The sequence below is a fragment of the Neobacillus sp. plas4 genome, from assembly GCF_057221695.1.
On the sequence record NZ_CM170152.1, the window covers coordinates 4,886,852 to 4,905,768 of the forward strand.

Genomic DNA, 18,917 nt, shown 5'->3' on the forward strand with positions numbered 1-18,917 from the left:
CAGATAATCAAGAATCGTCTCCCATTGTAAGCGTGCCCATTTTCGTCAAATTTTTTACATTGTTCTAAATTTGTCGAAAAATGAAACGAGCATACATAATATGCTCGTTTTCGTTGTGTTACAATGATTCACGATAAATCGCCAAAACATCTTCTCTATTTAATTTCGTAAAGTTTCCGAATTCACCATAAATCATTGCCTTATCTGCCATCAACTCAATTTTACTGTCATCAATATCATAGTCTGCTAAACGTGAGGGTGCTCCGATACGATTCCAATACTCACGTAATTTTGCTATTCCTTCAAGTCCAGCTTCTTCTGCACTCTTACCTTCAGGGTCTACACCAAACACTCTGACGGCAAGCTGTTTAAATCGCTCTGGCTTTACTTTTAGGTTATGCTTCATCCAGTGTGGAAATAGTATTGCAAGACCTCCTCCATGCGGGATATCATAAACAGCTGAAACTGCATGTTCGAGATTATGAGTGGCCCAGTCCCCGCGGTACCCCATATTTAAGATTCCGTTTAAGGCCATTGTTCCACTATAAAGGATCGTTGCTCGATGTTCATAGCTTTCAAGATTTTCAAGTAATTTAGGTGCGGTTTCCATTACGGTAATCAGTAATGATTCACACATACGATCCTGAAATAATGTATTTTCATCCAAGTGAAAATAATGCTCCAGTACATGTGACATCATATCAACGATTCCGTATATGGTTTGATCCCTTGGAACGGAGAAAGTATGCACAGGATCTAAAATAGAGAACTTTGGAAAAGTAAATGGACTTCCCCATCCATACTTTTCATTTGTTTCCCAATTCGTAATAACAGAACCTGAGTTCATTTCTGATCCGGTGGCCGCCAGGGTCAAAACGGTTCCAAATGGAAGGGCATCTTTTACCCCAGCTTTTTTAATAACCAAATCCCATGCATCGCCATCATACTTAGCTCCGGCTGCAATTAATTTGGTACAATCAATCACACTTCCGCCGCCAACCGCTAAAAGCAAATCAATTCCTTCTTTTTTGCAGATTTCTACCCCTTTACGGGCCGTTGTGATTCGAGGGTTTGGTTCGACTCCAGGGAGCTCATACACTTTAGCACCGATCTCATTTAGCAAGTGAATTACTTTGTCATATAGACCGCTTCGTTTAATACTCCCGCCGCCATAAACGACTAACACTTTCTTCCCATAACGAGGAATTTCATTTTTTAGTTGATCAAGCTGGTCTTTTCCAAAAATCAATTTTGTCGGATTCCAAAAGGTGAAATTTTGCATATTTGGCACCATCCTTTCCATACATCATTATTGTCGAAAAAATTATTTTTTGCAAAGGATATGTGAATGAATATTTATCCCTCATTTTAAGCAATCTATAAATGTAAATATTGATAGGAGGAATGCAGTTTGAGTACAATTCAGAGAATTGCCCTAATACTAACCATCATTGGTGCGATTAATTGGGGACTAATTGGTTTCTTTCAGTTTAATTTAGTTGCAGCAATCTTTGGCGATAATACAGCTCTTTCTAGAATTATTTATGGTTTAGTAGGAATATGTGGACTTCTAAATCTCGGATTACTCTTCAAACCAAACGAGGCACATGTTAGAGAACCTCAAACAGAAACTACACGTTAAAGAAAAAAAATCCTTGCAATCCATTTGCAAGGATTTTTTATATCCAACCCCTAAATTGGGAAGCTTCAATCAGTTTTTTTACACCGACCGTATAGGCGGCGATACGCATATTTACATTCGTAATTTGAGAGATTTCATATACTTGTTGAAATGCCTTGGTCATTTTTTTTCGTAATTTATTCTTGACCTCTTCTTCATCCCAATAATATCCCTGCTTATTTTGAACCCATTCAAAATAAGAAACAGTCACACCTCCTGAACCAGCCAAAACATCTGGAACAAGCAATATGCCGCGCTCAGAAAGAATCCTTGTCCCCTCTATGGTTGTAGGACCATTGGCTGCCTCTACCACAATCTTTGCCCTAATATTTTGGGCATTTAAGGCTGTAATTTGATTGGAGACCGCTGCCGGAACAAGAATATCACATTCTTGTTCAAGTAATTCCTCATTGGTAATGGTTCCGTCAAACATAGACGTTACCGTTCCAAAACTATCACGACGACTAAGTAAATAGTCGATATTTAAGCCATCCGGGTTGTAAAGTGCTCCATATACATCTGATATTCCAACGACAATGGCTCCTGATTGCTGCATAAACTTTGCAATGAAGCTGCCTGCGTTACCAAATCCTTGTATAACTACACGCGCCCCCTTTAGAGGGAGTCCTTTTATTTTTGCAGCTTCTTCGATACAAATAGCAGCTCCCAATGCTCCTGCTTCTTCCCTTCCTTCTGAGCCCCCAAGGACAAGCGGCTTCCCTGTAATAAAACCTGGAGAGTCGAATTTACGGAGACGACTGTATTCATCCATCATCCAGCCCATAATCTGTGAATTTGTATACATATCCGGTGCCGGAATATCTTTCGTTGGACCCACAATTTGGCTAATAGCACGAACATAACCACGGCTTAAGCGTTCCAGTTCACCAAAAGAAAGGGCTCGTGGATTACAGATTATCCCACCCTTTCCTCCACCAAAAGGAATATCAGCAATTCCACATTTCATGCTCATCCACATCGCTAATGCCTTTACCTCATCGCTATTTGTTTTAGGATGAAATCGGATACCGCCAATGGTCGGTCCTACTGAATCATTATGTTGTGCCCTAAAACCGCTAAATACCTTCACTGAGCCATCGTCCATACGAACAGGAATCCTGACATCCAGCATTCTTAATGGCTCCTTCAATATTTCGAACACTCCTTGGGGAAGCCCAAGCCTTTTCAAAACATCTTGAATAACAACTTGTGTGGATGTAAGGAGATTTAACGTTTCTGTTTCTTTATTGTTATCCCCTGCACCGCTTCTATCCATATTATCCCCCATTTTGACACCCCAGTTTTTTCATTTAACCAAGCACCTTGTTAATTCGTTCCATTGCCCAATCTAGTTCTTCTCTTGTAATGATAAGAGGAGGAGCGAACCGAATGACTGTTTCATGCGTTTCCTTACAAAGAAGCCCTAGTTCCTTTAATTCTTCGCAATATTTACGAGCAGGTTCTGTCAATTCAACTCCGATGAACAATCCACGGCCTCTTATTTCCTTTATTCTTGGGTTTTGAATATCCTTTAGTTTGCTTAGAAAATATTTACCTAATTCCAATGAGTTTTCCGCAAGCTTTTCGTCCATTAGAACATCCAGAGCAGCAATGGATACGGCGCACGCCAATGGATTTCCTCCAAACGTGGAGCCGTGAGATCCCGCATTGAATACACCTAAGATATCTTCGTTTGCCAAGACACATGAAATGGGGAATACACCTCCGCCAAGTGCCTTCCCAAGGATATACATATCCGGTTCAATTCCTTCCCACTCACACGCAAACATTTTTCCAGTCCGAGCTAACCCTGCTTGGATTTCATCCGCAATAAAGAGAATGTTGTTTTCTTTACATAGGTCAAAAGCAGCTTTTATAAAACCTTCAGGAGGAATAATAATTCCAGCCTCCCCTTGAATAGGTTCAATTAAAAAGGCTGCAGTATTGGGTGAAATGGCTGCTTTTAAAGCTTCTAAATCTCCGTAAGGAATTAGTTTTATCCCCGGCAGCAAGGGTCCGAAACCTCGTTTGTATTCTGCTTCAGATGACAAGGAAACTGCCGTCATGGTCCTGCCATGAAAATTCCCCATACATGCGATAATTTCGGCTTGGTTTTCAGCAACACCCTTGACATCATAAGACCAGCGGCGCGCAGCTTTAAACGATGTTTCTACTGCCTCAGCACCAGTATTCATTGGAAGTGCCATTTCCTTTTTTGCTAATTTGCAAATCTTCTCATACCATGGACCTAATTGATCATTATGAAAAGCACGGGAAGTCAGCGTTACCTTATCTGCTTGATCTTTTAGGGCTTGTATAATCTTTGGATGGCGATGCCCCTGGTTTACTGCAGAATATGCACTTAACATATCCATATATCGATTGCCTTCAGGGTCTTCTACCCAAACCCCTTCAGCCTGTGAAATAACTATAGGTAGTGGATGATAATTATGTGCCCCGTATTTCTCAGTTTGTTGAATGATTTCCCCTGTTTTCTTTTCTGCAGCCATACTATTTTTCCCCCGTTTCAAAGGCTAATTATGTATATACCTATTGTAGCCGAGGTAGCAAAAAGAATGAACACTATCGATAAAAATATAAAAAAAAACCTACTACCCGCTATTAGCATGGCACTAGGTTTTTTATCATTTACTTATTTCTTGATTAGGTCTTCGCGCTGTGATTGGTCAATCCACTCTTGAAGTTTATCTTTCAATGTGTTAAATCCTTGTTGTCCTTCAACTTCAGGAACAATAGCAGCTGCTTGACGCTTACGAGGTTTTTTTGGTTTAGCAATAGCCTGTTGAACAGGTGCTTCTTCTGTTGCACGGATGGATAAACCAATTTTTCCTGCATTTTCATCAATGGATAATACTTTTACTTGAACTTCATCTCCGACTTTAAGATGCTCATTGATATCTTTAACATAGCCATGTGTAATTTCTGAAATATGCACAAGTCCTTGTGTATTTTCGTCTAATGCGATGAACGCTCCATATGGTTGAATACCGGTTACTTTTCCTGTTACAATACTTCCAGTTTCGAATTTTTCTGTCATGAAAACACTCCTATGAAATAAATTATTTTATCTTTTATATACGCAATAAGAAATTATAGCACATTGTAAACATATAATCAAAAGGGTTTTCCTTACAAATTAATTGAAAACGTTAACATAACATTCAAATAGGTTTTTTTCTAGAAAAAAGAAATTTATGTTAAAATAAATCTGAGATAATGTCTGAGTAGGAGAGGTGAACCAAATGAACACAATTGGCAATACAATTAAAATGTATCGGGAACATTTAAAAATGACAAAAGAGGAACTGGCACAAAAAATAAGGGTAGGGATTCATACAATCGATAAATATGAATCTGGTGAACAAATCCCAAGCACTCAAACACTTTTAAAGTTATCTACTGTTCTCGATATCCCTGCTTCTGAACTATCATTAGACCAACTTGATCAGCACACTTAATTTTTATATTTGTTGTATACATCAATCAAAAACGGGAAATCATAAAAGTATAAGCTTTCTAGTATTCCCCCCTTTTTGAAGTGGACAACCTAATGTGGTGTGTCCTCTTTTTTTTGAAAAAAATCGAAAAGCTAGTGTGAAATATGAATATGCTGGAGAAATTATTATCACGAACATATCTATAAAAGGTGGGTAAAAAAGCGTGGAAGAAAAAGTCTTTTATCGTAATCAGCTCGTCAATAATATTGATATTTATTATGAATTCTATCCAAATTCTGATTCTAATAAGACTCTCGTACTGCTTCATGGATTCCTTTCCTCCACTTTTAGCTATCGACGGTTAATTCCTTATTTAAACAAAGAGTTTCAAGTCCTGTCGATTGACCTTCCTCCCTTTGGTAAGAGCGGGAAAAGCAATAAATTTATTTATTCTTATAGAAATCTTGCCCAAACGGTTATTCAGCTCATTTCATTACTAGGTTTAAAGGAGATTACTCTAATCGGCCATTCCATGGGCGGGCAAATTGTTCTAAATATCTTAAATCAGCAACCGGATATTGCGGAAAAAGCCGTTCTGCTATGCAGTTCTTCTTATTCAAAACGATCAAAACTCCCTTTAATTATCGGAAGTTACATTCCTTATTTCCATTTATATGTAAAGTTTTATCTTGCCCGGTCAGGTGTTGTGCAAAATCTTCAGAATGTCGTTCATGACCATTCGTTAATCAGTGACGAAATGCTATTTGGCTATTTACAGCCTTTTTTAAAGGATGAAATTTTCTTGGCGTTAACAAGAATGATTCGGGACCATGAAGGCGACCTCTCAACTAGCGTGCTGAACCAAATTACTCATCCCTGTTTGTTAATATGGGGAGAACATGACAAGGTTGTCCCACTGACCGTAGGCAAGCGGTTAAGTACCGATTTAAGAAAATCAGAGCTTGTTATCCTAGAAGAAACCGGTCATTTAGTCCCAGAGGAACGGCCTGAGGATGTATTTCAGCATATCAAACAATTTTTGGCTTAAAAAAAACGACAGCAATCTTCTGCTGTCGTTTTAAATAATACAGGAATCGTTTTCCTTAATTGCTAAAAGCTGCTTTGCCACTGTAAGGCATTGATTCATTGGGATGTTTTTTTCAAAGGAAAATTCATAGATACTCTGAATTCTTTCCGCTAAATCTTCAGGGCTGTCTAACTCATGAATAGCCCGAATCGTATCGGCAATTTCTGTATCATACTGGCTATCCCCTTTTAACTGGAAGGGATCCCATTCGTTTAATACATCCACAAATTGAAGATTCGTATTCCTTTCACTTTCCATATCCTTTTCTCCTCTTCTATTTTTATATGTCTATCGCAAGAAGCCACCAACATTCTGCATTTCTATTTAAGAACGTATTCGGCTAGTACCGTTTGGAGCTCATATATATTTAAGTTCTTGTTAAATTGTTTCTGAAGGGGGAGCGCATTACCTGAAATCCAGATTTTTAATTCTGCATCCAAATCAAAGCTCCCAGCCGTCTCAATACTAAAATGAGTGATACTTTTATACGGAATAGAATGATACTCCACTTTCTTTCCGGTCAATCCCTGCTTGTCCACTAATATTAGCCGCTTATTCGTAAATATAAATAGATCTCTAATTAATTTATACGCTTTTTCAATTCTTTCGTCCACAGCAAGGATTCTAGCGAATTCCCTTTGGGCTTCTGCTGGATTTACCTCTGCTGCATTGCCCATCATTCCATCAAAAAATCCCATGATCCCACCACCCTTTCTAGCTTAATATTTTATTATACTACTTTTGCCTGTAATTATTTTTATTCACCTTGTACTAACTCCAATAAATGTTGCAGCATTTGGTCAGCTGAAACGAGGGCTTCTCCACCACCCTGCGCAAAAGTATCACTGCCCCCACCTTTACCATTTATCATTGTCAGGGCATTTGCTGTTATTTTTTTCATACTTATCCCATCCGATGAGGCTTTCGCACAGACTAGCTGCAGTCTCCTTTCATTTTGGGATACTAATAAACAAATAACATTGTCATCTTCATTAATGATGATCCTGGCTAATTTTTGGAGTTCTTGAACACTTCTGTTTTGAAACACTTCACTTACAACACTTTTTTCCATTGAACTATTTAGTAAGCTTCTGGCTTCATAATAAAGAATTTTTTCAACCGTTTGTTCCAGTTCTTTCTCTGTACTTTTCACCTTCTCTAGAAGGCGAACAACACTTTTTTCCATCTCCTGTTCAGGTGAATTAAGAAGTTGGGTGAGCCCCATAAGCACCTTATTTTTTTGATTCAGCTGTTTAATCACTCGATTTCCACAAACAAATTGTAGTCTGGTCTTTTTCTTTTGCTTTTCCCAATCCAAGATCTTGATTACCTGGACCTCCCCAGTAGCTTTCGGATGTGTTCCGCCACAGCCGTTATAATCAAAATCCGGAATAATCACCAGCCTTATATCCTCTTTCACTTTTGTTTCTTTTCTTAAAGGATAATTCGCTGCTTCTTCTTCTGTAACCCATTTCACTTCGATCAATACATTCTCTAAAACAATTTGGTTCGCCAGTTGTTCAGCTTTTTCAGCTTCTGTTTCCGTGAGGCTTTCGGTATCTAAATCAATGGTGAGTATTTCATTGCCTAAATGGAACCCTACCGTCTTGTAGTTGAAAAGGTTATCAAATGCAGCAGAAAGAATATGCTGTCCTGTATGCTGCTGCATATGATCAAATCTTCTTTCCCAATCAATTATAGCTTCCACCGAAGACGTGGAATCATCTAGGTCACTTTCGAGGTAGTGGCGGATTTCTCCCTCCACTTCTTCAACATTCAGAACATTAATATTTTCAATCGTCCCAGAATCGTAGGGCTGTCCGCCGCCTGTAGGATAGAATGCAGTTTGATCTAACACAACATAGTCATTCCCTTTTTCGTCTTTCCCTTTTGTTACGATATGTGCTGTAAAAGATTTTATGTAAGGATCTTGATAGAATAATTTTTTCCCCATATTTTTACTCCTAGTTTTTATTGGTAAAAAAAAGAAACAGCTTAATGTTCACTGTTTCCTTGACTATTATGTTGAGACATTACTTTTTCTTCAAGTTCTTTTGCTTTTTTTGCTTCCCGCTTTGAAACCTTGATAATAAAGCGCATTGTTAATATGGCACCAATCATAAAGATAATAAACGTTACTGCAGCTGGTCCATATTCAGATTTATCCTCAGGAAAATATAAAAATAACGATAATACATATGGCTGAAACATCATTTTCTCCCTTTCTTTAAAGGAATGTTACTAAAGTTTAATTATAGCAACAAAAAAAGTTTCCTGCCATTGATAAAATCCCCAGGTTACTGCAATACCTTGAAACCTTTAATTAACACATCTTCTTCTGGTTTATCTTTAGCGTCTACAGGAGTCTCTGCAATTTTATCTACAATATCCATTCCTTCAATTACCTGGCCAAATACGGTATGACGACGGTCAAGCCAAGGTGTGCCTCCTTGTTCTTCATATGCTTCAATAATTTCTTTTGGAAATTCAGCTTTCTCCATTTCTGTTTTCATTGCTGGGTCTACAGATTTTTTCTGAACGATAAAGAACTGGCTTCCATTTGTGTTTGTACCAGAGTTAGCCATTGATAATGCTCCACGTAAGTTATAAAGATTATTTGAGAATTCATCCTCAAATGGCTTTCCATAAATGCTTTCTCCACCGGTTCCGTCACCATTTGGGTCGCCGCCCTGAATCATAAAGTCATTAATGACACGATGAAAAATTAGTCCATCGTAATACCCTTCTTCACCATGCGTCACAAAATTTTCTACTGCTTTTGGAGCATATTCTGGAAATAACTTAATTTTTATATTGCCCATGGTCGTTTCCATTTCAACAAGCTTCTCATTTTCTGAGACTTCCTTTGAAAGTTGGGGATAAACTGCGTTTTCCACTTGATCGCTCCCTTCCTTTTCCTCAGTGTTTGGAGCAGAACTGTTAGATCCTGTTTCCTCTTTCTCCTTGCTTGTCCCACATCCAGTTAAGACAAGAACCCCAATTAGTAGTATTATGAGCAAAAGTTGCAATTTCTTTCTCATTTATCATCCCTCCATTTAATTAATTTAACCGATATTTTTGTTTTTTGCACATAGTTTTTTATATAATAAAAGAAGGATAGTAGAGTGGAGGGAACGTAATGTCAGAATTCCAGATTGGCCAAATTGTTACCGGAATTTATAAAACAGGAAAATATATTGGGGAAATAACCGAAGTTCGTCCGCAGCATTACTTAGTCAGGGTATTAGCTGTTGTGAAACACCCCATGCAAGGTGATTTACATAATCCAAAAGATGCGGATGTCCTTATTTTTCATGAAAGAAAAGCACTTTCCTTCAGGGAGCAGACCAATATTCCAAAGCAAATGGTAAAGCCTTTTCATGATGAGGTGCCGGACTATCGTGAGTCATTAAAACAAGCAGTTGAAAAAATGAAAAATGAATTAACAGAACATGCAACCCCTTGGGCTGAAATGAGTTTAAAAAGCCTTGCTTCTCTAGAAAAAGATTATTTCAAATAAATAGTTAAGGCCAAATCAGATTGAATGATTTGGCCTTTTATGCAAATTCATTTAATAGTTTTGAAAAATCAATGCGGTCACCAATCGTTGTAGGCTTTGGCTTTTCTAAATAACGTTTATCCTTTTCAACAAGTCTGAATATGTTAAAGGTAGTCAGCGCATCATCCAGTGCCCGGTGATGTCTTCCTGTACCTTCCTTCCCATATTCTTGAACTGCTTTCCATAATCCTGTTTGATTTTGATCCCCAAAAAACCGTTTATATTCCATGGATAAATCTAACTCAGCTGCTTTAAAGGGGAATGCCACACCAGCCTCTAAACAATTGTGCCGAAGAACCTTCATATCCATATTTCCCCAGGTGACAATGGTAGTTTCATATTCATTATTGAACTCTCCCAATTTTCGGATCAGTTCATAGAATGAAATTCCTTGGTCGACCTGCTGCTGTGAAATATGTAAGAATGATTTGCAGCGTTCAGAAAGAATCGGAAATTTAAGTGGTGTTACATAGGATGAGAATTGCTCTGTAATTTGATCGTCAACAACTGCAACGAGTCCAACCTCGATAATTTCTGCAAAAAAATCTTTCATTCGGACGTTTCGTTCAGGCATTGTAAATTCAAAATCAATAAAGATAGTTTGTCTCTTTTCCTTCATTCTCTCACCACCTTTTTTAAACTTTTCTTACTACCATTATATAAAGAAACCTGTACAAAGTATTGTACTAATTCTCTATATTTCTTATATTATATCACGAAATTGACATAAATTTTTTAAATATTTTTTCAATTAGAGCAAAAAAAAGATGGAATACTCCCATCTTTTTTAAAAAGCTACCTCTTCAATTTTATCACTGCCATTGTACACCTTGAAACACAAACGAGCCGGTCTTGCTCATCCGTTATTTTGATGTCCCAAACCATGGTTGTTTTCCCCTGATGCAGAATTGTCCCAACCGCTGTAACCAATCCTTCGGTAACTGGACGGACATGGTTGGCGTTTATTTCAAGACCAGCAGCACCCTCAGTTTCTTTATCGACTAATTCAAATGCACCAACACTTGCCACCGTTTCCGCCAAGGCAACCGATGCCCCGCCATGTAACAAACCAAATGGCTGGCGTGTTCTCCCATCTACGGGCATTGTTGCAATTACTTTCCCCGGTTCACTATGAGTAATTTTAATTCCTAAAGTATCAATTAATGTGTTTTTTATCATTTTTTTCTCCCTTCAAAACTTTCTGTGGTAAATGTCCATCTATATATTCTTTTTTTAGTTAAAATATCCTCTTATATGTAGTAAAAAAAGAAAAAACAGCCTTTACAGCTGTTTTTTACCATTTTAATAAAAACCAGGGGCTCCAAATCCAGGATAACCGAATCCACCATAACCGAATCCAGGATAACCAATTCCAGGGTAACCAATTCCAGGGGCTCCAAATCCAGCTCCAAATCCAGCTCCATAAAATGGCCGAGGATAAAATAAAGCACTTCCTAATAGTCCTCCCACTAGACCGCCTAGAAACGGCAGCCCAAAACCAATAAATCTCTGACCCCCAACTGGATACGGACTTCTATATTGATACATCCAACAAACCTCCTTTTAATCTCTATACTTGCCTACACTATTTCATATGCGAAAAGAGAGGAGATGGGTTGGGCATCCCTGGAAAAACCCACTAAAATCAAGCAGGGATTTTTTTTGAGCTTTATTTTCCAATTGGTTCAAAACGTTCTACGAATAAAGCGAGTGTCCTTGTCATAACACCTGTTGCCCCTGCAGGACCAAGATCATGTTCCTTAGAGGTGGTAGAAGTTCCTGCAATATCTAGGTGGACCCAAGGGGTGCCTTCAGCAAATTCACCTATAAAGGCTCCGGCAACAATGGCATGTCCTTCACTGCCAGGAGAATTATTTAAATCTGCCACTTTACTATTTCTAACTCGTTCTTTATCTTTCTCAAATAAAGGCAGCTGCCAGATCGGCTCTCCAGCCTCCATAGAAGCTTCAAGAACTTGTTCGTATAATGTTTCATGATTGGTCATGGCACCTGTAGTATGTAATCCGAGCGCTGTAATAACCCCTCCTGTTAAGGTTGCCACATCCACTAAATATTCTGCACCATGGTGCTTAGCATAGGTTACAGCATCCGCTAGAACCAGTCTGCCTTCTGCGTCTGTGTTTAAGACTTCAATCGTCTTGCCGCTCATTGAAGTAATTACATCATCCGGTTTAAAAGCATTTCCAGAAATCATATTATCGGTTGAAGGAATAACCGAAACCACGTTTTGTTCGGGTTTTATCTCACCGATGATTTCCATTGCCCCCAGGACAGCGGCAGCTCCGCCCATGTCGGTTTTCATCCCTACAATTCCTGCTTTCGTTTTGATGGAATAACCGCCTGTGTCAAAGGTAATTCCTTTTCCAACTAATCCAATAACGTCTTGCCACTCTTCTTTTCCCTGATATTTTAGAACAATCATCTTTGGCGGCTCCGTGGATCCTTGGTTAACAGCAAGGAAAGCGCCCATTCCCAGCTTCTCAATCTCTTCTTTATCAAGGATTTCCACTTCAAAGTCATATTTAGCAGCAAGCTTAAGTGCATAATCTGCCATATCCTTCGCTGTCAGAAGATTGCCTGGAATATTTACAAGTGTACGTGCAGAGTTCGTCCCATTTCCAAAAGCAAGCCCAACTGTTAAAGCAGCCTGAATATCCTCTCTATCCATGTTTTCACTATATACAGTAATATTTTCTACCTTTTTCTCTGGTTCATTTGATTTTTGCTTGTACCCTTGGAATTGATAGACAGCTAATGAAAATGATTCACTGACTGCATGTGCCGCTTCTAGTTCATTTACTGACTCTGTAATAAAGGTATCTAAAAGAATGGCCGTTTCTCGAAGCTTGCTGGCTTTTACAGCTTTAAAAACCCTTCCTAAAGCCTCACTTAACTTTTCGAAGCTAAAGTCTTTTTCCTTTCCAAGTCCGACAAACCAAATTCTTTTTGCACCTATCTTACCAAAACTATGTACTTTACTAATATTTTTAAATTTAGCGGAAATATCACCTGCTTTGACAAGCTCCGTTAGCTGTCCTTCGAAGATTTCATCCAGCTTTGCTAAGGATCCGCCAAACTTCTCATGCTTATCAAACAACCCAATAATTACGCCTTCATGCGCTGTTGAAAAGTCAACTTTGTTCTTAACATCAAACATAGTCTATCCACCCCCGTATATATTACCTATTTAGTATAGCGGAAAAATAAATATATTTCGACTATCTAAGTATTTACTGTCAACAATAAAGCTCTTTCTAAACTTTGTTGATTTTGGAACAAAATTAATGATTGCGCCAAATTTCCGTAAAAATGAATAAATTTAATAAGAAAAGAGCTAGTAAACTAAATTCTAAACAGCCAAATAACTATTTCCACGTTAAAATCGGCTTTAAGATTTTAACAATAATCTTCCCGAAAACAACACAATAAAAATAGCAGGCACAAAGCCTGCACTATTTTCTCTCTGACGAAATATATTGTTGACGGAATACCTGCATGGATTTGTTTTCGTTTAATGCTTGTAATTGGGCCTCCGTCAGCTTCCCATTACCCTGCTCAATGATATACACATCGACTTCTCTTTTGCCCCAGTTGGTATAAACATCCTCTACTGTTTCATAATAAAGATCCACTTTATTTCCTTTAATAGCCCCGCCCTTGTCAGCAACTACCCCGTAGCCATATTCGGGAATAAACAGAATCGTTCCAATAGGAAACACCGATAAGTCTGCTGCGACTGTAGAATATAAGTCCCGTTTCACTTTTACCCCTGAATAGGTAATACCATATTCGGGATGGCTTTCATTCTTACCTGTGGATTCATAACCTGCTGTATAACCTGTCGCAATCACCGTTGTTTTTGGATATTTCGACCAGTCAAAGGCCTCCTCTAACGGTGGAGGGGTCTCTGAGGCTAACTGGCTTGCAGCAGCATGTGACTCAAGCTGAAATATTTTTTTAATGAATGATGGAAAATCAATACCGGTTATAGATTGAACAGTCACAGAAAGGGCAAGCAAAAATAGGCAAGTCATTGTAAAACGTTTTATCCAATTTTTCGTTCTATTCATTAATATTTTTCACTCCTCCCAAAATATTCATTCCCAACTAAATAGGAATTATTCAAAAAGGAGTATAAACTTATTTGTCAGACACAAAAAAATCTTAACCGGTTAAGCCTGAGCAGACCTAACACGGTTAAGATTTTTAAAACATTTGGTATCCATTTTTTCGTAACATTTTGATTGTAATACCCGCTGCAATCGCTCCAGCGAGACCGCTTAGCAGTATGAGAATATCAGCAGCAGCTAATAAACTTAACTTTTGACCAAGCTCTTGAAACGCCGCTTTACTATTTGTAATGTATTCGATAAACTTTACTTTATCAATAATAAATATAGCAATAATCGGATATATAATTGCCATAATCCAAGACATTCTTAAAAGCATATTAAGAATAAAACCAATTCCAAAAAATAACACAAAGAATAACAAGATCGATATAATTAAAACAACTATGCTCATTTGCATGGAAAAACCCCCTTTACACATCATTTATTAGTTTACTGAATGTCCAAAAAGGAGTCAATCCATACACAACGGTTTGCAGTTTAAAAAATGGCAAAAAAAGCAGCTTCCCAAATTTTCTAGTAGGAAGCATTTCTAGCAAATATCAGCATCTTTCATTTTTAGGATTCCTGCTTTTCCCCTGATCCCTCACAGCAGGTACATGTTTCAGAACCTCCAAGCAGCAATTGAAAATATCCCGTGCCTAAACAATAATCGCATGTTTTATTGTCAAAGCTAGTCGTATTCATCCAAATCATCTCCTTAAAATATTATTTAAATTTTCTGATAATATATCAAAAAACTGACAAAATGAAAAGGACGAAAATCAACCGAAATTAGAAAGGAAAACGGATACACCTTAAACTTTCTTCCATTTTCTAGGTGCCGCTTAAATTTTCTAATAATTAAAAAAATAATTTATAGGCGCTGTACTTAAAATGATCTCCAGGATTTAGACCATCATAACTTGGTATCGTAACCGTTTCCTGTAAATTAATAAGGTAGTGAAGCATAATGGAAGCATCCTTTTCTTGAAGGAGTTCCTCCGGCGCCATGAACCTTGCCTCATATAGCTCGTTTTCCTGATGTTTAATACCAGCTTCTTTCAGTGGTTCTAACAGAAAAACAAGCAAATTATCACTAATTTCCTCTGAAATGACCCCCGTTCTAAGTCCAATTAAACCCTTAACGGTACAGTCCAACCCAGTTTCCTCCTTTACTTCCCGAACCACTGCTTCATCCGCTGTTTCTCCCTCTTCAACAAAACCAGCTGGAAGAGACCATTTCCCTTTTAGTCCGCCATACCGCTTTTTAACCACGAGCCAATGTCCCTCAGATGATTTGACTAACCCACTTACTGCTAACCAAACTTTGCCTCGTTTCACTTTACTGCTCATAAGAACCCCCCTCTCCAAAATATTTATTAATATAATAACAAAAAAAGGACAGATATCTCTGCCCTTTTGCAAAATTTCATATTTAAAAAACGTTAAACTTACCCTTTTTCAATACAAGTCCAGCTCCGCCAATCATAAATAGCGAACGATTGTCGACAACTTTCTTCATAAAGGATGCTTTAGCACCTGTTACTTTTTTACCAAACACAACACCGATTGCATCGTCATGTCCAAGAGAACAAACAGTTCCTTTATTATCAAACGTAAACGTTTCAAGATCCAATTTGTTGCGGATTAATGCAGCTATGTTACGAGCAACAACTTCCCCCTGCTGCATAGCAATTTGTGCAGTCGGCGGATACGGACGATTTATTTCTTCATTGATGACGAGTGAGCTGTCACCAATAATAAAGACATCATCAAATCCTGGTACGCGAAGGTCAGGCTGTACTTTCACACGGCCTCTCATTGCTTCAAAACCTGATTTTTCGATAATTGAATTACCTCGTACTCCTGCTGCCCAAACAACCGTTTCTGCAGGAATCATCCTTGGTTCCTCTTCACCCTTAGCAACAATAACTCCTTCAGGTGTACATTCCTTAATGGCATTACCAATTAAGAATTCTACCCCTTTACGTTCTAATTGAGATACAGCATAGTTTACAAGTTCCGGATCAAAACCAGGTAAAACAGTTGGTGCTGCCTCCACACATGTTAATTTCACTTTATGGAAATCAACATCATATTCATGGCATAGCTCTGGAATACGATTTGTTAATTCACCTAAGAACTCAATTCCCGTAAATCCAGCACCGCCGACAACGATTGATAAACGATTATCGTTTTTCTCTTCTTCCATATTGTACGTAGCAAATTGATATTCAATATGCTCTCGTAATTGACGTGAAGAGTTAACATTTGTAATCCCAAAAGCATACTCTTTTAAACCTTTAATTCCGAAAGTTTCTGGTTCACCGCCAAGAGCAATAACTAGGTAATCATACTCAACTTCGCCTTTTTCTAGAATTACCTTTTTCTCATCCTTCTTTATTTCCACTACTGTATCCTGAACGAAATCAACTTTACTTCTGTCGATCACATCACGAATGTCATAACGAACCCGGTCATGATGCAGTGTACCTGCAGATGCTTCATGCAGCCAAGTTGTTTCATAATGATAATCATGTTTATTAATTAAAATAATATCAGCTTCATTTACTCCCACAAGCTTTTGCAACCGAACTGTTGTCATAAGCCCGCCATATCCCGCACCGACAATAACTATTTTTGGCTTTCTCAAAGTGATCACTTCCACCTTTTTTATTTTAAATATAAATACTTGTTCTTAGCTTCCTCTGCTATTACCATTTTTATTTGATAAGAGGAAAAAAAGTATGTGATATAATTCACGTAAAGCGACACAAAAGTTTCCTCTTTTTGTCACAAAAAATTAACATCTATCCTCAATACATATTATGCTAAACTCTTCACATTTTCAAGTAGTTTATTTGATTATTTTTTATACAGCCTTCACTTTTCCTGCAATGACCACTCTGCCTCTCCCCCAATAGTTTGTAGGACATTATTTATTTGTGCTATTATAAGGAAAGGAATCTGTTACTACATAAGTTGGGGGGATACAGGGTGCAAGAGACACAAAAAATTTATGACATAACCATTATCGGGGGCGGTCCTACCGGTCTATTTACTGCTTTTTATGGTGGAATGAGACAAGCTTCAGTAAAAATAATTGAAAGCTTACCACAATTAGGCGGTCAATTATCGGCTCTTTACCCGGAAAAATATATTTATGATGTCGCTGGATTTCCAAAAGTCCGCGCACAAGAGTTGATTAATAATCTAAAGGAACAAATGGCAAAGTTTGACCCAGCTATCGCTTTGGAACAGTCAGTCGAGAAATTAGAAAAGCAGGAAGACGGCACTTTCAAATTAACAACGAATTCAGAAATTCATTATTCAAAAACGGTTATTATTACTGCAGGTAATGGAGCATTCCAACCACGCCGGCTGGAACTTGAAAGCGCTGCACAATATGAACGTAAAAACCTTCATTACTTTATTGATGATCTAAACAAGTTTGCTGGGCAGAAGGTTGTCGTTTTTGGCGGCGGCGATTCAGCTGTAGACTGGGCATTAATGTTAGAGCCTATCGCCAAAGAGGTAACGATTGTTCACCGTCGAGATAAATTCAGAGCCCATGAACATAGTGTTGAAAACCTGCATAACTCAAAGGTAAATGTGAAAACCCCTTTTGTACCTGCTGAATTAATTGGTGATGACAGCGGTATTAAACAAGTGGTCCTAACGGGGGTTAACGGGGACGGAAGAGAAGCCATTGATGTTGACGCCGTTATTTGTAACTACGGGTTTGTTTCCTCACTCGGTCCAATTAAAGAATGGGGCTTACAAATCGAGAAGAATTCGATTGTCGTTAACTCCAAAATGGAAACGGCTGTACCGGGAATTTATGCCGCTGGGGACATTTGTACCTATGAAGGCAAAGTGAAATTAATTGCCTGTGGATTTGGAGAAGCACCTACTGCTGTCAACAACGCTAAGGCATATATTGATCCAAAGGCTAAGATCCAGCCGCTTCATAGTTCTTCTATGTTCGGTAAATAAAGCAGAAGGCGCCTTAAGCAGGCGCCTTTTGCTTTATTTTAGCATTCTTCAGGTGTTCCTGTTGCCGTAGCTGTTCTAAACGATGAACCACAACCACATGATGCAATGGCGTTTGGATTCTCAATGGTAAATCCGCCGCCCATCAACGATTGTTTAAAATCAATTTTCGTACCCTTTAAAATAGGGGCATCCTCGTTATCAATGAGAATTTGAATTCCATGCTGTTCGGATTGAAGATCATTTTCCTTCACTTCATGATCAAATCCCATACCATATGATAATCCACTGCAGCCGCCGCCTTTAACACTCACGCGTAATAGGGCACCTTCTTCTTCATTATGCTTCATCATTTCTTTTATATGAAGAGCCGCAGCTTCCGTTAAAATTACAACTTCGTTACTCATGTATATTTTCCTCCTTTTATTGAGGTCTCTCTTATAGTATATACACTGTGTGTTCATCACTCAACTAATTAAGTCTAAAGAATATAAATAAAGAGACGGAATCCGCCCCTTTGTATTAAACACAAGGATTCTCATCTAAATATTTGTAAATGTTATCGACCAGCTCATCTGGTGTATTACCCGTTACGACTTCCCCATTTACAAGTGCATAAAGAGTAGAAGCACATTTTCCGCAATAACCAAGACATCCATATTCAATAATATCTAGGTTTGGGTCTTTTTCTAACTTCTCCAGTGCTTTTTGAGCACCGCTGGCTAAATTACTCATGCAAAATTCAATAATGGGCTGTATCATGGTTATCACCTCTCCATAGCTTATTATCCTACTATCTTTTTATAGCTACGTCAAATATCACGACACAGGTATAACTGTCAATAACACCGTCATATTTGTTGTTATTTTGTCACAATTCAGCTATACTCAAAGTGGATTAAATACTATATAACTATTATTTTTTTTACTGCCTAGCTTGCTAGGTCCATATTCTATTCAAAATAGTGTTGTGACTACTGGTTCAAACACAAAGGGGATATTACAA

25 protein-coding genes are annotated in these 18,917 nt (G+C 38.1%); 5 read left to right on the plus strand and 20 right to left on the minus strand.

Translation table 11 applies throughout. The annotated features are described in order from the left end of the window. Positions 1-118: 118 nt before the first annotated feature. Positions 119-1,282: an iron-containing alcohol dehydrogenase gene (locus AC2TFD_RS24720; protein ID WP_335568578.1), complete on the minus strand. Its 1,164-nt coding sequence runs from the start codon at positions 1,280-1,282 to the stop codon at positions 119-121. A 129-nt stretch (positions 1,283-1,411) separates the two neighbouring features. Here AC2TFD_RS24720 and AC2TFD_RS24725 point away from each other — a divergent pair, with 129 nt between their 5' ends. Beyond that, positions 1,412-1,642, plus strand: a complete 231-nt coding sequence (locus AC2TFD_RS24725; protein ID WP_335568577.1) for a DUF378 domain-containing protein — start codon at positions 1,412-1,414, stop codon at positions 1,640-1,642. A gap of 37 nt (positions 1,643-1,679) precedes the next feature. On the opposite strand, the gene AC2TFD_RS24730 is transcribed toward AC2TFD_RS24725, so the two are convergent. The 3 genes from AC2TFD_RS24730 to yugI all read right to left on the minus strand — a co-directional run bounded on the left by AC2TFD_RS24730 (position 1,680) and on the right by yugI (position 4,739). Then, positions 1,680-2,957 carry a Glu/Leu/Phe/Val family dehydrogenase gene (locus AC2TFD_RS24730; RefSeq protein WP_420489194.1) on the minus strand — a complete coding sequence of 426 codons (1,278 nt, stop codon included), beginning with the start codon at positions 2,955-2,957 and terminating at the stop codon, positions 1,680-1,682. Between the two features lie 34 nt (positions 2,958-2,991). Next, on the minus strand, positions 2,992-4,191 hold the full coding sequence (locus AC2TFD_RS24735; protein ID WP_484674129.1) for an ornithine--oxo-acid transaminase: 1,200 nt from the start codon (positions 4,189-4,191) through the stop codon (positions 2,992-2,994). 143 nt (positions 4,192-4,334) lie between these two features. Then, on the minus strand, positions 4,335-4,739 hold the full coding sequence (gene yugI, locus AC2TFD_RS24740; protein WP_335511552.1) for a S1 domain-containing post-transcriptional regulator GSP13: 405 nt from the start codon (positions 4,737-4,739) through the stop codon (positions 4,335-4,337). A gap of 205 nt (positions 4,740-4,944) precedes the next feature. Between yugI and AC2TFD_RS24745 the strand changes: the two genes are divergently transcribed. Continuing rightward, the gene (locus tag AC2TFD_RS24745) at positions 4,945-5,160 is read left to right on the plus strand and encodes a helix-turn-helix transcriptional regulator (RefSeq protein ID WP_335511549.1); all 216 of its coding nucleotides are present in this window, start codon (positions 4,945-4,947) and stop codon (positions 5,158-5,160) included. A gap of 202 nt (positions 5,161-5,362) precedes the next feature. Further along, positions 5,363-6,187, plus strand: coding sequence for an alpha/beta fold hydrolase (locus tag AC2TFD_RS24750; protein ID WP_335568574.1), 825 nt, complete (start codon positions 5,363-5,365; stop codon positions 6,185-6,187). 30 nt (positions 6,188-6,217) lie between these two features. Here the strand turns inward: AC2TFD_RS24750 and AC2TFD_RS24755 are convergent, their stop codons facing one another. The 5 genes from AC2TFD_RS24755 to AC2TFD_RS24775 all read right to left on the minus strand — a co-directional run bounded on the left by AC2TFD_RS24755 (position 6,218) and on the right by AC2TFD_RS24775 (position 9,267). Beyond that, positions 6,218-6,484: a DUF1871 family protein gene (locus AC2TFD_RS24755; RefSeq protein WP_484674130.1), complete on the minus strand. Its 267-nt coding sequence runs from the start codon at positions 6,482-6,484 to the stop codon at positions 6,218-6,220. 62 nt (positions 6,485-6,546) lie between these two features. Further along, a complete protein-coding gene (locus tag AC2TFD_RS24760) occupies positions 6,547-6,924 on the minus strand; it encodes a PH domain-containing protein (protein ID WP_289342824.1) in 378 nt (125 codons plus the stop codon). 59 nt (positions 6,925-6,983) lie between these two features. Then, positions 6,984-8,180 (minus strand): alanyl-tRNA editing protein, encoded by a 1,197-nt coding sequence (locus AC2TFD_RS24765; RefSeq protein ID WP_484674131.1) that lies wholly within the window; start codon positions 8,178-8,180, stop codon positions 6,984-6,986. 41 nt (positions 8,181-8,221) lie between these two features. Beyond that, positions 8,222-8,437 carry a hypothetical protein gene (locus AC2TFD_RS24770; RefSeq protein ID WP_335568570.1) on the minus strand — a complete coding sequence of 72 codons (216 nt, stop codon included), beginning with the start codon at positions 8,435-8,437 and terminating at the stop codon, positions 8,222-8,224. A gap of 86 nt (positions 8,438-8,523) precedes the next feature. After that, positions 8,524-9,267 (minus strand): peptidylprolyl isomerase, encoded by a 744-nt coding sequence (locus AC2TFD_RS24775; protein ID WP_484674132.1) that lies wholly within the window; start codon positions 9,265-9,267, stop codon positions 8,524-8,526. Positions 9,268-9,365: 98 nt separating this feature from the next. On the opposite strand from AC2TFD_RS24775, the gene kapB reads away from it, so the two are divergent. Further along, a complete protein-coding gene (gene kapB / locus AC2TFD_RS24780; RefSeq protein ID WP_335568568.1) occupies positions 9,366-9,746 on the plus strand; it encodes a kinase-associated lipoprotein KapB in 381 nt (126 codons plus the stop codon). A 37-nt stretch (positions 9,747-9,783) separates the two neighbouring features. Here the strand turns inward: kapB and kapD are convergent, their stop codons facing one another. The 9 genes from kapD to AC2TFD_RS24825 all read right to left on the minus strand — a co-directional run bounded on the left by kapD (position 9,784) and on the right by AC2TFD_RS24825 (position 16,571). Beyond that, entirely contained in the window at positions 9,784-10,404 is a 621-nt protein-coding gene (gene kapD, locus AC2TFD_RS24785; protein ID WP_335517335.1) for a 3'-5' exonuclease KapD, read from the minus strand. Between the two features lie 176 nt (positions 10,405-10,580). Continuing rightward, positions 10,581-10,964: a hotdog fold thioesterase gene (locus AC2TFD_RS24790; RefSeq protein WP_484674133.1), complete on the minus strand. Its 384-nt coding sequence runs from the start codon at positions 10,962-10,964 to the stop codon at positions 10,581-10,583. Between the two features lie 123 nt (positions 10,965-11,087). Further along, a complete protein-coding gene (locus AC2TFD_RS24795; protein WP_335568567.1) occupies positions 11,088-11,333 on the minus strand; it encodes a hypothetical protein in 246 nt (81 codons plus the stop codon). 121 nt (positions 11,334-11,454) lie between these two features. Beyond that, positions 11,455-12,963 (minus strand): leucyl aminopeptidase, encoded by a 1,509-nt coding sequence (locus AC2TFD_RS24800; protein WP_484674134.1) that lies wholly within the window; start codon positions 12,961-12,963, stop codon positions 11,455-11,457. Positions 12,964-13,258: 295 nt separating this feature from the next. Then, entirely contained in the window at positions 13,259-13,876 is a 618-nt protein-coding gene (locus tag AC2TFD_RS24805) for a 3D domain-containing protein (RefSeq protein WP_484674135.1), read from the minus strand. Between the two features lie 136 nt (positions 13,877-14,012). Continuing rightward, on the minus strand, positions 14,013-14,336 hold the full coding sequence (locus tag AC2TFD_RS24810) for a YuiB family protein (RefSeq protein ID WP_335517350.1): 324 nt from the start codon (positions 14,334-14,336) through the stop codon (positions 14,013-14,015). A 158-nt stretch (positions 14,337-14,494) separates the two neighbouring features. Further along, positions 14,495-14,623 carry a YuiA family protein gene (locus AC2TFD_RS24815; protein WP_335517352.1) on the minus strand — a complete coding sequence of 43 codons (129 nt, stop codon included), beginning with the start codon at positions 14,621-14,623 and terminating at the stop codon, positions 14,495-14,497. Positions 14,624-14,779: 156 nt separating this feature from the next. Next, positions 14,780-15,271, minus strand: a complete 492-nt coding sequence (locus tag AC2TFD_RS24820) for an NUDIX hydrolase (protein WP_335517355.1) — start codon at positions 15,269-15,271, stop codon at positions 14,780-14,782. A gap of 82 nt (positions 15,272-15,353) precedes the next feature. Next, the gene (locus tag AC2TFD_RS24825) at positions 15,354-16,571 is read right to left on the minus strand and encodes an NAD(P)/FAD-dependent oxidoreductase (protein WP_335517357.1); all 1,218 of its coding nucleotides are present in this window, start codon (positions 16,569-16,571) and stop codon (positions 15,354-15,356) included. A 344-nt stretch (positions 16,572-16,915) separates the two neighbouring features. On the opposite strand from AC2TFD_RS24825, the gene yumC reads away from it, so the two are divergent. Further along, complete coding sequence (yumC, locus tag AC2TFD_RS24830) at positions 16,916-17,914, plus strand: ferredoxin--NADP reductase 2 (RefSeq protein WP_335515677.1); 999 nt, start codon at positions 16,916-16,918, stop codon at positions 17,912-17,914. 38 nt (positions 17,915-17,952) lie between these two features. Here the strand turns inward: yumC and AC2TFD_RS24835 are convergent, their stop codons facing one another. Further along, on the minus strand, positions 17,953-18,318 hold the full coding sequence (locus tag AC2TFD_RS24835; protein WP_335515680.1) for a HesB/IscA family protein: 366 nt from the start codon (positions 18,316-18,318) through the stop codon (positions 17,953-17,955). Positions 18,319-18,433: 115 nt separating this feature from the next. Beyond that, entirely contained in the window at positions 18,434-18,673 is a 240-nt protein-coding gene (locus AC2TFD_RS24840) for a YuzB family protein (RefSeq protein WP_335568564.1), read from the minus strand. Positions 18,674-18,917 lie beyond the last annotated feature (244 nt).

Bases quoted from the DNA above. Each gene is read 5' to 3' on its own strand.
- kapB (WP_335568568.1), top strand. From the start codon at position 9,366: ATGTCAGAATTCCAGATTGGCCAAATTGTTACCGGAATTTATAAAACA.
- AC2TFD_RS24755 (WP_484674130.1), bottom strand. From the start codon at position 6,484: ATGGAAAGTGAAAGGAATACGAATCTTCAATTTGTGGATGTATTAAAC.
- kapD (WP_335517335.1), bottom strand. From the start codon at position 10,404: ATGAAGGAAAAGAGACAAACTATCTTTATTGATTTTGAATTTACAATG.
- AC2TFD_RS24720 (WP_335568578.1), bottom strand. From the start codon at position 1,282: ATGCAAAATTTCACCTTTTGGAATCCGACAAAATTGATTTTTGGAAAA.
- yugI (WP_335511552.1), bottom strand. From the start codon at position 4,739: ATGACAGAAAAATTCGAAACTGGAAGTATTGTAACAGGAAAAGTAACC.
- AC2TFD_RS24805 (WP_484674135.1), bottom strand. From the start codon at position 13,876: ATGAATAGAACGAAAAATTGGATAAAACGTTTTACAATGACTTGCCTA.
- AC2TFD_RS24840 (WP_335568564.1), bottom strand. From the start codon at position 18,673: ATGATACAGCCCATTATTGAATTTTGCATGAGTAATTTAGCCAGCGGT.
- AC2TFD_RS24730 (WP_420489194.1), bottom strand. From the start codon at position 2,957: ATGGATAGAAGCGGTGCAGGGGATAACAATAAAGAAACAGAAACGTTA.
- AC2TFD_RS24790 (WP_484674133.1), bottom strand. From the start codon at position 10,964: ATGATAAAAAACACATTAATTGATACTTTAGGAATTAAAATTACTCAT.
- AC2TFD_RS24770 (WP_335568570.1), bottom strand. From the start codon at position 8,437: ATGTTTCAGCCATATGTATTATCGTTATTTTTATATTTTCCTGAGGAT.
- AC2TFD_RS24795 (WP_335568567.1), bottom strand. From the start codon at position 11,333: ATGTATCAATATAGAAGTCCGTATCCAGTTGGGGGTCAGAGATTTATT.
- AC2TFD_RS24835 (WP_335515680.1), bottom strand. From the start codon at position 18,318: ATGAGTAACGAAGTTGTAATTTTAACGGAAGCTGCGGCTCTTCATATA.
- AC2TFD_RS24815 (WP_335517352.1), bottom strand. From the start codon at position 14,623: ATGAATACGACTAGCTTTGACAATAAAACATGCGATTATTGTTTAGGC.
- AC2TFD_RS24775 (WP_484674132.1), bottom strand. From the start codon at position 9,267: ATGAGAAAGAAATTGCAACTTTTGCTCATAATACTACTAATTGGGGTT.
- AC2TFD_RS24820 (WP_335517355.1), bottom strand. From the start codon at position 15,271: ATGAGCAGTAAAGTGAAACGAGGCAAAGTTTGGTTAGCAGTAAGTGGG.
- AC2TFD_RS24800 (WP_484674134.1), bottom strand. From the start codon at position 12,963: ATGTTTGATGTTAAGAACAAAGTTGACTTTTCAACAGCGCATGAAGGC.
- AC2TFD_RS24810 (WP_335517350.1), bottom strand. From the start codon at position 14,336: ATGCAAATGAGCATAGTTGTTTTAATTATATCGATCTTGTTATTCTTT.
- AC2TFD_RS24745 (WP_335511549.1), top strand. From the start codon at position 4,945: ATGAACACAATTGGCAATACAATTAAAATGTATCGGGAACATTTAAAA.
- AC2TFD_RS24760 (WP_289342824.1), bottom strand. From the start codon at position 6,924: ATGGGATTTTTTGATGGAATGATGGGCAATGCAGCAGAGGTAAATCCA.
- AC2TFD_RS24765 (WP_484674131.1), bottom strand. From the start codon at position 8,180: ATGGGGAAAAAATTATTCTATCAAGATCCTTACATAAAATCTTTTACA.
- AC2TFD_RS24735 (WP_484674129.1), bottom strand. From the start codon at position 4,191: ATGGCTGCAGAAAAGAAAACAGGGGAAATCATTCAACAAACTGAGAAA.